This is a genomic window from Streptomyces caatingaensis (assembly GCF_001187435.1).
Lineage (GTDB): Bacteria > Actinomycetota > Actinomycetes > Streptomycetales > Streptomycetaceae > Streptomyces > Streptomyces caatingaensis.
The window spans coordinates 873040-887076 of record NZ_LFXA01000002.1; the positions used below are offsets into that span (position 1 = coordinate 873040).

Genomic DNA, 14037 nt, shown 5'->3' on the forward strand with positions numbered 1-14037 from the left:
ACTCCGCTGCACCGATCGACCACTATTTTGGATGGAACGTGACGGATCTCGACCGGCTCACCCAGTCGCTCGCCCGGAACCTCAAACACTGGCGGGCCGAGCGGAACTTCACGCTCGACGCCCTCGCGGCCCGCTCCGGCGTCAGCCGCGGCATGATCATCCAGATCGAGCAGGCCCGGACGAACCCCAGCGTCGGCACCACGGTCAAGCTCGCCGACGCGCTCGGCGTCAGCATCGCCACGCTCCTCGACCAGGAGCAGACCGAGCCCGTCCGCCTCGTCCCCGCCGGCCAGGCCGTACGGATGTGGACCACCGGCTCCGGCAGCCACAACCTGCTCCTCGTCGGCGCCGAGGCCCCCGGACCGCTGGAGCTGTGGGAGTGGCACATCGCCCCCGGCGACGGCAGCAGCTCGGATCCGCACCCGCCCGGCAGCGTCGAGATCGTCCGCGTGACGGCCGGCACGCTCACCCTCGTCGTGGACGGGCAGGAGCACGCCGTCCCCGCGGGCGGCGCGGCGACCTTCGACGCCGGACTGCCCCACGGCTACCGCAACGACGGCACGGAGCCGGTGGAGATGACGATGGTCGTCTCCGTCCCGCCCGCCCGCTGAGCCCGTCCGCCACGTTGGTGGCCGTGCTCGCCGACACCGACCCGTTCCATGCCTTCGAGGACGTACGGCCCGCGCTCGACCGGCTGGACCTGCTGGTGCCGCCCGTCGCCGACGCCCTGCGCGCCTGGCACGGCCCCGTCCCCGCCGAGCGGGTGCTGTACGTCGACACGGCCCCCGAAGTCGCCGACACCGCCGTGCTGGTGGAGCACTACGGCGCCGCGCTGCTGGAGCGGTCCGCCAACCGCGTGGTCGTCGCCGCCGGGCGGGCCGGGGCGACGACCCCCGCCGCCTGCGGATATCGGGCGGACCGGACGTGGGGCAGGACTTCTCCGCGCGCTTCCGGCGAACCGATGACGAGAGCCAGGGAGCCGGCGCTTTCTGTCACGGACACGTTGCCCTTCCGGCCTGAGACGGGGGCGTGGTCCTCGGAGGAGTAATCGATCACCATCGCCGCCTTGCCGCAATACAGTGAGGCCCACGTGGACGCTCCGTCCGTACTTCTCGCGGAGGCGACGCTGTAAGGCCCGGCCGGGTAGTGTCCAGTCCCCTCCTCACCATTTCTCGGCCATGCCGAGGTGATGTCGATCGGCGATCGCCGGGAGCCGCCCGAGTCGGTCACGAGAAGGCCACAGGAACCCGCTCGCGTGTACGCGATGAGACGGCGACGGCCCTTGCGCACCTCGGCGATCACATGAGGGTCCTCCACTTCACGTTCCCCGGGCGCAGGGGCCTCCTCCGCGGAGGGAAGGGCTTCACTCACGTCGACCGCTTCGAGCCGGCCGAGAGGGACGAATCTCTCACCGTCCTCCGTGGGGGCGGTGAGAGAGTCCGTGCAGGCGGTGAGAGAGAGCGCAAGGGCGGCCCCGAGGATCAGCTTTCGCGCCACCTGAGCCATGGGGAACCCTTTCATGAAGTCCGTACGGAACGGGCGGTCGTGGTCGATCGTATAGGGGCGGGTGGACAAGTCGCCCGCCCCGGGGCGAGGTTGGGCGGGACAGGCACATCAGCCCCGCCGGGGGCGCCGAATTCCGGCTCGACCGGGCCCGCGGTGACTGACCGGCGAGAGAAGAAGAGAAGAAGAGAAGGGGAAGGGATCCGCGATGACCGACCCGGCCGCCGGACAGGAACACCGCAGCACGCCCGCCGTTCCGGCAGAGGAGAGCGGGTCGTGGCTGAGAGGGCACCTGCTGGAGACGGCCTCGGCGCTGTACCCGGACCGGCCTCCGGTGGTGGTCCGCGAGTGGACCGACCCGGTACGGCTCCGCGACCCGGCCCCGGTCGGTCACCGCTTCCTGTCCCTCATGGCTGTCGGCGGGGACGACCGCCGCCCCTCGTCCCCCGGTCTCCAGGGCCTCCTGGACGCCTTCGCCGCGGCCGGCTGGACGGTGCGCCGACAGGCCCCGTGCGGTCCCGGGGAGAACGAGGCGACGGCCCGGCGCGGCCCTTTCCGGGCCAGGCTCTACGAGGGCGCCGGCCCCGGAATCCTGACGGTCACCGGCTGGACACCGGTCGTCTTCCCCGAAGAGCACCTGGCCCAACCCCACTTCACGCTCAGCACCGTTGACGTGGATACCGACGGCGTCCTCTGCGACGACTGCCACGGCTGGGGCATGTGCCTGCTCTGCGAAGGCAGGCCCTACAGCGGCGGCAGCGGCGGCTACGGGCGGTGCTGGTGTGCCGCGAACAACGCCGGGCCCGGCAACTGCGTGGAATGCGCGGGGCGGGGCTCCCTCCCCGCCGAGGCGATGTCCTGGAAGCGGAAGGAATACGGACTCCCCGAAGCCGACGACGGCGACACCGCCCGCCGGCCACCGGCCGAGAACGGTCACGACTCCAACACCCACGCGTTCACCGACATCAGTCACCGGTCCTGCGCCTGCGGGGAATTCCGCTGCTTCTGGCGCAACACCGTTTCCGAAGCGGACGGGCGTCTTCTCTCCCGTTTCGTCGGCAGGTGCCAGGGATGCGCCGCGCGGCGCGCCTACGCGTTCACGCTTCCCCGGCGGTGACGTCCGACGCCCGAAGCAGGATTCCCGCGATCCGCGGAGTGACCTCTCTGCGCGAAATGGCCTCGATACGCGAAGTGACCTCTCGTCTAGCCTGATTCCAGCAGGCCTCCCGTTTACCGACCCTTGAAGGACAGGATGCAAGACGAGTACCGCACCGTCGCCCGCGAAGGCGTCCACGAGATCGAGATCAACCGGTCGCGCTTCATCTGCGCGCTGGCGCCCGTCGCGACGGAGGAGGAGGCCCAGGCGTTCATCGCCCGCATCCGCGCGGAGCACCCCACCGCCCGGCACAACTGCTGGGCCTACGTCCTGGGCGCCGACGGCTCGGTGCAGCGCGCCAGCGACGACGGCGAGCCCGGCGGCACCGCCGGGGTGCCGATGCTCCAGATGCTGGTGCGCCGGGAGGTGCGGTACACGGTCGCCGTCGTCACCCGCTACTTCGGCGGCATCAAGCTCGGCGCGGGCGGGCTGATCCGCGCCTACGGAGGCGTCGTCGGCGAGGCCCTCGACACCCTCGGCACGATCACCCGCCGCCGCTACCGCCTCGCCGCCGTCACCGTCGACCACCAGCGCGCCGGCAAGCTGGAGAACGAACTCCGCGCCGCCGGGCGGTCCGTGCGCGACGTGACGTACGGGGCCGGCGTCCGCATCGAGATCGGCCTCCCCGACGCCGAGGTCGAGGACTTCCGCGCCTGGCTCGCCGACGCGACCGCCGGCACGGCCGGCTTCGAGCTCGGCGGGGAGGCGTACGGGGACGTGTGACGGGCCGGCCCTTCGGGGCGCCCGGCCCACGGGCCGCGGCCGCCGTGCGGCGGCTCTCGCCGGTGGCAGGGTGGAGCCGGCCCGCCGGATCAGCCTTTCAGGCCGTAGAAGTGGATCGGTGTGTTCGGTTTGAAGCCGATGCGCGGGTAGACGGGGGCTCCGGCGGCGGTGGCGTGCAGGGTGGCGCGGGTCAGCCCGGTGGCCCGTGCGCCTTCGTGGAGCGCTTTGCGCGTGACGGCTTCGCCGTAGCCCTTGCGCTGCCACCGCGGGTCCGTGGCGACGTAGGCGACGAAGAGGCGGCCTTGTGCCTCGATGGTGGCGGCGCAGGCCACCGGTTCGTCGTCCCGCAGGGCCAGGTAGGCGTGGATGTCGTTCTTCCAGAGCGTGGATCCGGTCAGGCCGGCGCGGCCCTCCTCCAGGGGGAACCCGTAGGCGCGTGACTGGAGGTCGGCGTAGGCCCGCAACTGCTCGTCGGTGCGGACGCGGGCGAACGTCAGGTCGGGGTGGGCCGGTTCGGGGATGGAGAGGAGGTCGCCGGCCATGCCCGTGCCGGGGAAGGCGTACTGGAGGCCGGCCTGTTCGGCGGTGGTCTCCAGCGCGGAGCGGGCCTCGTCGTCGAGGAGGTCTTCGAAGAGCCACAGGTAGCCCGGGTGGTTCTTCGTTCGCATGATGTCCGCGGCCCGGCCCAGGCGGTGCCCGAGGAGCTCGGCTCCCGTGTCCGTCCCGGTCAAGGTGATGCAGTTCCAGAAGGCGAACCGGCTGTCGGCCCAGCGGACGGCGATGCCCGGGAGGTCGCGCACGTCCGCGTCCGCGTCGTGGTCGAGCACCAGGGTCCGCCAGACCGTGGTGAGTTGCTGTACCGATTCGATGGACTCAGGGGGAACGGTCACGGTGCCTCCATGGCGTGATGATGTTCTCGGCCTCTTCGATCCGGTCGTGGGCGTTCGCCGTGCCGGAGCGGGGAACTCGGTAGGAGCGGCGTCCGGTGCGCCACCACAGGGCGGCCATGGCCAGGGCCACCAGCAGGGCGACGGGGGTGTAGTTGAAGCTCTCGGCGGTGACCGGGCTGGACTGCGGCAGCAGGAACAGCACCGAGGCCCCGGCCGCCCAGAGCACGGCCACCCAGCCGATCGGCCGGCTCCAGCGGCCCAGGTGCCAGGGCCCGGGGGTGAACCGGTCCCGGTGCCGCAGGCGCAGCAGCACCGGGATGGCGTAGGCGGGCGTGAAGCCCACGACGGAGATCGCGGTCACCGCGGAGAACGCCGTGGCGGAGTACAGGGACGGCAGGGCCAGCACGAAGGCGACAGCGACGACGAGCCACACGGCGTTGGCCGGGACGGCCGTACGGCGGGTCACCTTCCGCCAGCGCGCCGAGCCGGGCAGGGCGCCGTCCCGGGCGAAGGCGTAGACCATGCGGCTGGCCGAGGCGACGGTGGTGTAGCCGCACAGGAACTGCCCGATGATGATCACCAGCATCAGTGCCTTCGCCGTCGCCGCCCCCAGGGCGTCCAGGAGGATCTGCGCCACCGGCACCCCGGTCTCGCTGCCCAGCGTCCCGGCGTAGTCCTGGACGGCGAACAGCAGGGGGGCCAGCAGGATGCCGCCGGCGATCCAGGACACCGCCACCGAGCGGATGACCCCGCGCGCCGCGGCCACGGAGGCGCCGCTGGTCTCCTCGCTCAGGTGGGCGGAGGTGTCGTAGCCGGCCAGGGCGAAGCACGGCAGCAGCATGCCCAGCAGGATCACGTACACGGGGCTCGACCAGCCGGTGTTGTTGGTGAACTCGGAGAACACGAAGCGGCCGGGCTGGTGGTGGGAGGGGACGAGGGTCAGGGCGCCGATGATGACGACGGCCCCGGCCAGGTGCCACCACGCGCTCAGGGAGGTCAGGGCGTTCATCAGGCGGGTGCCGAAGAGGTTCATGAGCGCGTGCAGCGCGAGGATGACCGCGTACATGACCAGCAGGGATTCCGGCGTCGGTACGTAGCCGAACTGGAGGTTCGCCCAGGCCGCGGTGAAGGTCGCGATGCCGTAGTCTTGCGCCGCGATCCCGCCGAGCAGTCCCAGGAGGTTGAGCCAGCCGGTGTACCAGCTCCACCGCTCGCCGCCGAGCTGGCGGGCCATGTAGTACAGGCCGCCGCTGGTGGGGTAGCGGGAGGTGATCTCGGCCAGCGCCGCGGCCAGACACAGCACCAGCGGCCCCACGGCGAGCCAGCCCCACACCACCACCGCGGGACCACCGCTGTTCAGGCCGTAGCCGAAGAGCAGCAGCGTCCCGGACATGATCGAGATGACCGACAGGGACGCGGAGAAACTGCCGAAGGCGCCCATGCGCCGGTGCAGTTGCTGGGCATAGCCGAGCTCTTCGAGTAAGCGCTCGTCGTCGTCCAGCGGCTCGGGCCGCTGCGGTCGCGCATGTGCTGATGAATGCATCGGGAATCTCCGCACGAGGAGGAGAGCGGGAAGGAAAGGGGGAGCCGGCCGCCGGGGCGCACCGGCCGGACCAGTCCGTTGACGCGGCTGTCGCCTGACAGTGGTCCTGACGACGTGAGGCACGGTAGCAGTGCGGCACGCGTGCCATAAAGCCAACTTCCTTGCCACAAAAGGCGATTGTGTCTTTCACCCTGCCCTTACCGTCGTTCCGCTGCCGTGCCGGGCCGTGCCCGGCGTCGCCACTGACACCCGAGGTCACCTCACGCCTGGCTCGGGTGACACACTGCACACGGTGATGGACCACGCCCCGTCCGGGGCCGATGTGGTTGGTGCCGACATCGAGTACCGTGCTGGGGCGGTGCTGGCCAAGAGCGCGGAGGAGTGGAGAACATGCAGGTCGGAGCCCTGGCATGAGGATGCTGCACACTTCGGACTGGCACCTCGGCCGGTCCTTCCACCGCGTGAACCTCCTCGACGCCCAGCGCGCCTTCCTCGACCACCTCGTCCGCACCGCCCGCGACAGGTCCGTGGACGCCGTCCTCGTCGCCGGTGACGTGTACGACCGGGCCGTCCCGCCGCTCGCCGCCGTCGAGCTCTTCGACGAGGCCCTGCACCGGCTCGCCGCCCTCGGTGTGCCCACCGTGATGATCTCCGGCAACCACGACTCGGCCCGCCGTCTCGGCGTCGGCGCCGGGCTCATCGAACGGGCCGGGATACACCTGCGCACCGACCCGGCGGCCTGCGGCACCCCCGTCGTCCTGGCCGACGGTCACGGCGACGTCGCCCTCTACGGCCTGCCCTACCTCGAACCCGCACTGGTCAAGGACGCCCTCGGCGCCCCCGCCGCCGGGCACGCGGCCGTCCTTTCGGCCGCGATGGACAAGGTCCGGGCCGACCTCGCGGCGCGTCCCGCCGGCACCCGCTCCGTCGTCCTCGCCCACGCCTTCGTCACCGGCGGCGCCGCGAGCGACAGTGAGCGCGACATCACCGTCGGTGGCGTCGCCGCCGTCCCGCCCGAGATCTTCGACGGCGTTGACTACGCCGCCCTCGGCCATCTCCACGGCTGCCAGACGATCAACGAGCGCGTCCGCTACTCCGGTTCCCCGCTCGCCTACTCCTTCTCCGAGGCCGCCCACCGCAAGACGATGTGGCTCGTGGACCTGGACGGCGACGGCACCGTCACCGCCGAGCGCGTCGACTGCCCGGTGCCCCGCCCGCTCGCCCGCCTCCGCGGCCGCCTGGAGGAGATCCTGGAGGACCCGGCCCTCGACCGCCACGAGGACTCCTGGGCCGAGGTCACCCTCACCGACCCCGTCCGCCCCCAGGACCCCATGGCCCGGCTCGCCCGCCGCTTCCCGCACGTCCTGAGCCTGGTCTTCGAACCGGACGGCGCCCCCGAGGACGCCCTCGCGTCCTACGCCCAGCGCCTCCGCGGCCGCTCCGACCGGCAGATCACCGAGGACTTCGTCGCCCACGTCCGCGGCGGCCACGGCCCCGACGAGCGCGAACGCGCCGTGCTGACGGAGGCGCTCGACGCCGTGCGCCTGGACCGCGCCGGGCGCGAGGAGGCGGGCAGATGAGGCTGCACCGCCTGGAGATCACGGCCTTCGGCCCCTTCGGCACCACCCAGCGGATCGACTTCGACGACCTGTCCGCCGCCGGCCTCTTCCTGCTGCACGGTCCCACGGGCGCGGGCAAGACCTCCGTCCTCGACGCCGTCTGCTACGCCCTCTACGGCTCCGTCCCGGGGGCCCGCCAGGGCAGCGGCGGCGGACTGCGCAGCGACCACGCCGCCCCGGACACCCCCACCGAGGTCGTCCTCGACCTCACCGTCGCAGGCCGCCGGCTGGAGATCACCCGCCGCCCCGAACAGCTCCGCCCCAAGCGGCGCGGCAGCGGCTTCACCCGCGAGCGCGCGTACAGCGCCCTGCGCGAGCACCGCGACGGCGACTGGCACGGACTCAGCCGCTCCCACCAGGAGATCGGCGAGGAGATCACGCGGCTGCTGGGGATGAGCCGCGAACAGTTCTGCCAGGTCGTCCTGTTGCCCCAGGGCGACTTCGCCCGCTTCCTGCGCGCCGAGGACACCGCGCGCGCCCGCCTGCTCGGCCGGCTCTTCGACACCGGCCGCTTCGCCGCCGTCGAGGAACGCCTCGCCCAGCTCCGCCGCGTCGCCGAGGCCCGTGTCCGCACCGGCGACGAGCGGCTGCTCGCGCTCGCCCACCGGATGGGGCAGGCGGCGGACGACCCGTCGCTGCCGGAGGCCGGGACGCGGTCCGCCGAGGCCGTCCCCCTCGCCCCCGGCGACCCCGGACTCGCCGAAAGCGTCCTGGAATGGGCCGCGTCGGCCCGCTCCGCCGCCCGCGAGCGCCGCGACATCGCCGCGTCCGCCCTCCGCGCCGCCGAGGAACGGCACGAGGACGCCGCGCGGCACGCCGCCGAGACCGCCGAACTCGCCCGTCTCCAGCGGAAGTACGCCGACGCCGAGCGCGCCGCGGACCGGCTCGCCGCGAGCGCCGCCGCGTACGACGCCCTCCGCGCCCGCCTGGAGCGCGCCCGCGCCGCCGCCGCGGTCGCCCCCGCGCTGGAGCTGCGCGCCGCCGCCGAACGCGACCGGGACACGACCGCCGCGGCCGAACGCGCCGCCCGCGCCCGCCTGTCCCGCGAGCACCACGACGCCGGGGCCGAGCAGCTCCTCGCCCTCGAACGCGCCCACCGCGAGGAGCTCGGCTCCCTCGCCGGCGCCCGCCGGGCCGAACGCCGCGCCGCCGCCGTCGCCGACGAACTCGCCGTCCTCGACCGCCAGGCCCGCGCCGACGAGCAGGTCCTCGACGAGGACGCGGCCTGGCTCGACGCCTGGCCCGCCCTGCGCGACGACCGCCGGCGCCGCGTCGAGGCGGCCCAGGAGGCGGCCGCCCGCGCCGAGCAGCTCGCCGCCCGCGTCGGCCCGGCGCGCGAACGCCTGGACGCCGCCCGCCGCCGCGACACCCTGACCCGCGAGGCCGGCGCCGCCGCCGACACCCTGGCCCGCGCCCGCGACGCGGCCGCCGCCGCCCGCGAGCACTGGCTCGACACCAAGGAACGCCGCCTGCGCGGCATCGCCGCCGAACTCGCCGCCGCCCTGCGGCCCGGCGCGCCCTGCGCCGTCTGCGGCTCCGCCGACCACCCCGCGCCCGCCCGCGCCGACGCCGGCCAGGTCGACCGGGCCGCCGAGGAGGCCGCCGAGGCCGCGTACCGGCGGGCCGACGCCGCCCGCGAGGCGGCCGACCGCCGCCACGGCCCGCTGCGCGAAGCCCTCGCCGCCGCCACGGCCGCCGCCGGCGACACCCCGACCGCCCAACTCGCCTCCGAGCTGGAGGAGTTGGAGCAGGCGACCGCCCGGACCCGGCGTGCCGCCGCCGACGCCCCCGCCGCGCTCGCCGCCCTCCAGGAGGCGGAGCGCGAACACGAACGCCGCACCGCGGCCCTCCACGAGACCCGGCTGCGCGCCGCCGCCCGCACCTCGCACCGCGAGGACCTCGAACGCGAACAGGAGTCCCTGCGGGAGGAGTTGGAGCGGGCGCGGGGCGGCGCCGGGTCGGTCGCCCGCCGGGCCGCCCTGCTGGAGGAGCGCGCGGGACTGCTCGCGGCCGCCGCGCAGGCCGCCCGCGCCGCCGCCGACGCGGCCGCCCGCCTGAAGGAGGCCGACGCCCGCCTCGCCGACGCGGCCTACCGGGCCGGCTTCACCACGCCCGCCCGGGCCGCCGAGGCCCTGCTCGACGAGCGGTCCGAGCGGGACCTGAACGACCGTCTGGAGGCCCGCCGCCAAGAGGAGTCGACAGTCGCCGCCGCGCTCGCGGACCCCGAGGCGGCGAAGGCGGCCGCCCTGCCGCCCGCCGCCGTGGACGAGGCCCGCGCCGCCGCCGACGCCGCGACCCTCCACCTGCGCACCGCCTCCGCCCACGACGCCGACGCCCGGCGCCGCTGCGACGCCCTCGACCGGCTCTCCGCCGAGGCCGCCGCCGACGCCCGCCGCCTCGCCCCGCTGCGCGAGGAGTACCACCGCGTGGCCGCGCTCGCCTCGCTCGCCGCCGGCACCTCCGTCCACAACGAGCGCAAGATGCGCCTCGAGTCGTACGTCCTGGCCGCCCGCCTCGAACAGGTCGCCGCCGCCGCGACCGTGCGCCTGCACCGCATGTCCGGCGGCCGCTACACCCTCGTCCACTCCGACGCCCGCACCGCCGGCGGCGGGCGCTCCGGCCTGGGCCTGCACGTCGTCGACGCCTGGACCGGCCGCGAGCGCGACACCGCCACCCTCTCCGGCGGCGAGACCTTCTTCGCCTCCCTCGCCCTCGCCCTCGGCCTCGCCGACGTCGTCACCGACGAGGCGGGCGGCATCCGCCTCGACACCCTCTTCATCGACGAGGGCTTCGGCAGCCTGGACGAGCAGACCCTCGACGAGGTCCTCGACGTCCTCGACTCCCTGCGCGAACGCGACCGCACCGTCGGCATCGTCAGCCACGTCCCCGACCTCCGCCGCCGCATCCCCGCCCAACTCCGCGTCACCAAGGGCCGGTCGGGCTCCTCCGTCCACCTGCGGACGGCCCCGCTCCCCGGCTGACGCCCCGGCGCGCCACGGCGCCCGGCACCGGCCCCGGCCGGACAGGACGCCGCGCCGACCACCCGGGTGGCGGCCCCGGGATGCGACGGCCGTGGCACTGAGATCTGCTGGACGGGACACCCCTCGACCCCGCTGAAAGGGCGGTTCCCATGGCTGAGAGGCCCGCCGTCGTCCTGGTCCACGGCTTCTGGGGCGGTGCCGCGCACTGGGCCAAGGTCATCACCGAGCTCCACCGCCGGGGTTTCGGCTCCCTGCACGCGGTGGAGAATCCGCTGACCTCGCTTGCCGACGACGCCGAGCGCACCCGCAAGATGGTCAAGCAGACCGACGGGCCGGTGCTGCTGGTCGGCCACTCGTACGGGGGCGCGGTGATCACCGAGGCCGGGGATCTGCCCAACGTCACCGGACTCGTCTACATCGCCGCCTTCGCCCCGGACGCCGGCGAGAGCCCGGGCCAGATCAGCCAGGAGAGGCCCCCGGCGGCGTTCGAGAACCTCGCTCCGGACTCCGACGGATACCTCTGGATCAAGCAGGACAAGTTCCGCGAGAGCTTCGCCCAGGACCTGTCGGAGGAGGAGGCGCTCGTGATGGCCGTGACGCAGAAGGCGCCGCTCGGCTCGACGTTCGGCGACAAGGTCACCGCACCGGCCTGGCGCGCGAAACCGATCTGGTACCAGGTCTCCACCGATGACCGCATGATCCACCCCGACAACGAACGCCGGATGGCTCAGCGCATGAACCCGCGCAAGACCATCGAACTGGACACCGGCCACGCCTCCCTCGCCTCCCGGCCCGGCCCGGTCGCGGACCTCATCGAGGAGGCCGCGAACGCGGGCGCCTGACGAGGGGACGCCGCGGGCGGGGGTGCGGACAGGGTCAGTCGATCCTGGCGGTCGGACTGCCGCCCCGGACGTCTCCGGCGATCGTCTTCGACCGCTGGTACGGCACCGCACTGATCGCCATCGTCCGCAGGGCCGTCGCCCTCCGCCGGCTGCTCCATGGCGCAGGGGTGAGCCGCCGTACCGGGTCGCATGCGTACACTATTTGCTGTTTCCCCGATGCTCTGCAGCCTGAATGCCCAGAGATTTCAGAGAGGGCCTCGCAGCCCCCGGCCGACGTGTTGGGCTAGAAGAATTCGTCGAGCAACCGGTAGAAGGCCAGCTTGTCCTTGTCGACACCGGGGCCGCCGTACTCTGTGAGAAAGCCCCGGGCGTACTCCGGACCGAACCACGGATCCTCTTCGATCTCCAGCTCGCGGGTGGCCAGGGCGAGGTCGGCGTGGCGGTCGGCGAGACCGAGGCGGCCCACGTCGATGACTCCGGTGACCTCGCACGTCTCGGGGTCCAGCACGACGTTGTCCGGGCAGAGGTCCCCGTGGCAGACCACGATGTCCTCCGTTTCCGGGCGGGTTCGGTCGAGTTCGGCCAGGAGCTGCGCGCCGGACCAGCCTCGGCGCGCCTCGTCCAGATCCTCGAGGTCCACCAGCCCCGCGCGCACGTTGTGGCGGGCCTCGTCCATCGCCACGGCCAGGGAACGGTCGAAGGGGCATTCCGCCACGGGCAGGTCGTGCAGGGTACGGGCGATGCGGGCCATTGCCTCGGCGACGGCGGGCCGTTGGTGCTCCGGCCACTCCTCTGCGGCCGAGACGCCCGGCACGGCCTCGGTGACGATCCAGACGGAGGTGTCATCGCCCCCGCGTTCGACGATGCGGGGAACCGGGATGCCGTGCCGGGCCAGCCAATCGAGCCGATCGGCCTCGCCGGCCAGATCGAAGGCCGAGTTGTCCAGGGCCCGCGGGGCGATCTTCGCGTAGAGCTCGGGCTGCGGCCCGGTGAGGCGGTGAACGAAGGCGCCGGAGTCCCCGTCGGTGACAGCGTTCCACTCATGGTGCGGGTATTTCCGGTGCAGCGAGCTCTTCATGAAGTGCACTATCACCCCTGTTCCAGTCGGAACCAACTGAAACAGGGGACCGCCTGCTTCGTGACGGTGATCCGGCATTCCCCTGCCGGGCCACCGGGTCCGCGCGCGCCCGGGCTATCGCGTCCTGCGGGCCTGTTGGATCCTGATGCGGCCGGCTCGCGGGTGTCCGACGATTCTGAGGGTCGGGGAGGTGGGGTCCGCCGGCGCGGTGACCTTGTTGCTGATGTGAGCGGTATTGGTGCTCGACCCGTCGATCCGTACCGCCCACCCCTGCGGGACCAACAACTGAATAGTGCCGGTTCCGCACCGTGCCTCGACGGTGACCTCCCGGTGCGCACAGACCGACTCGGTGAAGTCGATCACAATGCTGAGCATCTTGCATTCGGCGACGATCTTCGGGGGAACCGTCCAGGGGCCGTTCTGCTTGATGTTGCTCAGCCTGGTCTTGAGGACGAGTGCTTCCCCGTCGGCTCCGAAACGCGAAACAGGAGACCGCTCCCGCGTCAGGTCGGACACCAGGATGTCGAGTTCGCCGTACGTCTTCGCGGTATAGGCCCGATCGAGCCTCTCCTCCAACTCGGTAACGTCGATCCGGCCTTCACCCGCGGCAATCCGCAGGTGCTCGACAACCGATTCCCGGTCGGCGTCTCCTGCCCGCAGCTCCGCTACACCCTGCGATGTCCATTCTGGCCCCCGCTCCCCAACACTCATGGTGTGACTGTAGCCGTCCCGCGGAATGGCGCCGTGCTCGGGCGCCGCAGCCTCGCCGTCAACCTGCCGGGGCCAGGGTTCGAGGCCGGCACCCCGCGGACTGTCAGGCCGCGGGGCATCAACGCCGGAGCAGGGTTCCGGGATCAGTCCACCCACACGCGGGCCAGGCATCGACGCGCCTGAGGGTCGGGCGCGTCGGTGAAGGCGGTGCGGCCGTGCAGCACGACGGTGTTGTCCATCAAGAGAAGGTCTCCCGGGCGCAGGGGGAGGCGCAGGACGGTGCGTGGGTCGGTCAGGGCCTGGTCGACGGCGTCGAGGGCAGCTCGCTCGTCGGGTGTCAGGGGCGCGCCGGCTTCGTGGTGGGCGCGTTCGATGCCGCGTCGGTTGTAGTGCACGCGCAGGGCGGTGCCGTGCCGTTGGAAGACGGGGCGGCGCCGGTCGAAGCCGGTTCCCCGGCCGAAGTGGAAGTCCTGGTAGAGGCGGGGCAGGGCCCAGGGGTGGCCGGTGAGCAGTCTGTTGTGCACGGTGTGGCCGCTGGCCAGGAGGGTGTCCCCGCCGTGTGCCGCCAGCCGTACGCACAGCAGTCCCAGCAGCCTTGGGGGACGGGGAGCCGGGGTGCGGTCCGTGTGCAGGCCCAGGGCGAGGTCGGTCTTGCCCCGGCCGGCGTTGTCGGCCACGGTGATGAGGTCACCGGGGTCCGCGGGCCTCACCGCGCCCAGCGGGGCGGCGAGTTGCCGGCACATCGCGGCGCACTCCTGGTCGGTGCGTCCGGCTACCGGAAGGCCGCGGATCACGACGAACCCGCGCCCGTCGCGCACGCGTTGGGTGACCCGCGTGGCCAAGTCCCCCCGTGCTGCCCCTTCTGTCAAGGTGTCCAGGGCGCGGGAGCAGGCGGGCGGCAGCGGCAGCAGCCAGTCCGCCTCGCCGAGGTCGGGGGCGTTCCACGCCGTGAGTGCGTCGACCGGGGCGGGCCTGGTCATCTGCTCACCTT

12 protein-coding genes are annotated in these 14037 nt (G+C 73.2%); 7 read left to right on the plus strand and 5 right to left on the minus strand.

Annotated features, from left to right (window positions below; genetic code table 11):
* Positions 1–38: 38 nt before the first annotated feature.
* The 4 genes from AC230_RS04470 (at position 39) to AC230_RS04485 (ending at position 3382) form a co-directional block, all read left to right on the plus strand.
* Positions 39–611 carry a helix-turn-helix domain-containing protein gene (locus AC230_RS04470; protein WP_049714586.1) on the plus strand — a complete coding sequence of 191 codons (573 nt, stop codon included), beginning with the start codon at positions 39–41 and terminating at the stop codon, positions 609–611.
* Between the two features lie 23 nt (positions 612–634).
* Positions 635–1048 (plus strand): YbaK/EbsC family protein, encoded by a 414-nt coding sequence (locus AC230_RS04475; protein WP_422125552.1) that lies wholly within the window; start codon positions 635–637, stop codon positions 1046–1048.
* 663 nt (positions 1049–1711) lie between these two features.
* Positions 1712–2620 (plus strand): hypothetical protein, encoded by a 909-nt coding sequence (locus AC230_RS04480; RefSeq protein WP_053160988.1) that lies wholly within the window; start codon positions 1712–1714, stop codon positions 2618–2620.
* 135 nt (positions 2621–2755) lie between these two features.
* Positions 2756–3382, plus strand: a complete 627-nt coding sequence (locus AC230_RS04485) for a YigZ family protein (RefSeq protein ID WP_049714587.1) — start codon at positions 2756–2758, stop codon at positions 3380–3382.
* Positions 3383–3471: 89 nt separating this feature from the next.
* On the opposite strand, the gene AC230_RS04490 is transcribed toward AC230_RS04485, so the two are convergent.
* Positions 3472–4272: a GNAT family N-acetyltransferase gene (locus tag AC230_RS04490; RefSeq protein WP_049714588.1), complete on the minus strand. Its 801-nt coding sequence runs from the start codon at positions 4270–4272 to the stop codon at positions 3472–3474.
* Positions 4256–5815: an amino acid permease gene (locus tag AC230_RS04495; protein ID WP_049714589.1), complete on the minus strand. Its 1560-nt coding sequence runs from the start codon at positions 5813–5815 to the stop codon at positions 4256–4258. Before AC230_RS04495 ends, AC230_RS04490 begins: the two co-directional genes overlap by 17 nt.
* 410 nt (positions 5816–6225) lie before the next feature.
* Between AC230_RS04495 and AC230_RS04500 the strand changes: the two genes are divergently transcribed.
* The 3 genes from AC230_RS04500 (at position 6226) to AC230_RS04510 (ending at position 11257) form a co-directional block, all read left to right on the plus strand.
* A complete protein-coding gene (locus AC230_RS04500) occupies positions 6226–7395 on the plus strand; it encodes an exonuclease SbcCD subunit D (protein WP_049714590.1) in 1170 nt (389 codons plus the stop codon).
* The gene (locus AC230_RS04505; RefSeq protein WP_049714591.1) at positions 7392–10415 is read left to right on the plus strand and encodes an AAA family ATPase; all 3024 of its coding nucleotides are present in this window, start codon (positions 7392–7394) and stop codon (positions 10413–10415) included. Before AC230_RS04500 ends, AC230_RS04505 begins: the two co-directional genes overlap by 4 nt.
* Before the next feature lie 149 nt (positions 10416–10564).
* On the plus strand, positions 10565–11257 hold the full coding sequence (locus AC230_RS04510) for an alpha/beta hydrolase (RefSeq protein WP_049714592.1): 693 nt from the start codon (positions 10565–10567) through the stop codon (positions 11255–11257).
* A 283-nt stretch (positions 11258–11540) separates the two neighbouring features.
* Here AC230_RS04510 and AC230_RS04515 read toward each other — a convergent pair whose 3' ends face one another.
* The 3 genes from AC230_RS04515 to AC230_RS32405 form a co-directional block, all read right to left on the minus strand.
* Positions 11541–12335: an APH(3')-V family aminoglycoside O-phosphotransferase gene (locus AC230_RS04515; RefSeq protein ID WP_049715017.1), complete on the minus strand. Its 795-nt coding sequence runs from the start codon at positions 12333–12335 to the stop codon at positions 11541–11543.
* A 114-nt stretch (positions 12336–12449) separates the two neighbouring features.
* Entirely contained in the window at positions 12450–13046 is a 597-nt protein-coding gene (locus AC230_RS04520; protein WP_198535411.1) for a DUF1707 SHOCT-like domain-containing protein, read from the minus strand.
* 143 nt (positions 13047–13189) lie between these two features.
* The gene (locus tag AC230_RS32405; protein WP_049714593.1) at positions 13190–14026 is read right to left on the minus strand and encodes a TauD/TfdA family dioxygenase; all 837 of its coding nucleotides are present in this window, start codon (positions 14024–14026) and stop codon (positions 13190–13192) included.
* Positions 14027–14037 lie beyond the last annotated feature (11 nt).

Coding starts and splice junctions, on each gene's coding strand:
- AC230_RS04480 (WP_053160988.1), top strand. CDS start 1,712: ATGACCGACCCGGCCGCCGGACAGGAACACCGCAGCACGCCCGCCGTT.
- AC230_RS04485 (WP_049714587.1), top strand. CDS start 2,756: ATGCAAGACGAGTACCGCACCGTCGCCCGCGAAGGCGTCCACGAGATC.
- AC230_RS04495 (WP_049714589.1), bottom strand. CDS start 5,815: ATGCATTCATCAGCACATGCGCGACCGCAGCGGCCCGAGCCGCTGGAC.
- AC230_RS04500 (WP_049714590.1), top strand. CDS start 6,226: ATGAGGATGCTGCACACTTCGGACTGGCACCTCGGCCGGTCCTTCCAC.
- AC230_RS04505 (WP_049714591.1), top strand. CDS start 7,392: ATGAGGCTGCACCGCCTGGAGATCACGGCCTTCGGCCCCTTCGGCACC.
- AC230_RS04510 (WP_049714592.1), top strand. CDS start 10,565: ATGGCTGAGAGGCCCGCCGTCGTCCTGGTCCACGGCTTCTGGGGCGGT.
- AC230_RS04515 (WP_049715017.1), bottom strand. CDS start 12,335: ATGAAGAGCTCGCTGCACCGGAAATACCCGCACCATGAGTGGAACGCT.
- AC230_RS04520 (WP_198535411.1), bottom strand. CDS start 13,046: ATGAGTGTTGGGGAGCGGGGGCCAGAATGGACATCGCAGGGTGTAGCG.
- AC230_RS32405 (WP_049714593.1), bottom strand. CDS start 14,026: ATGACCAGGCCCGCCCCGGTCGACGCACTCACGGCGTGGAACGCCCCC.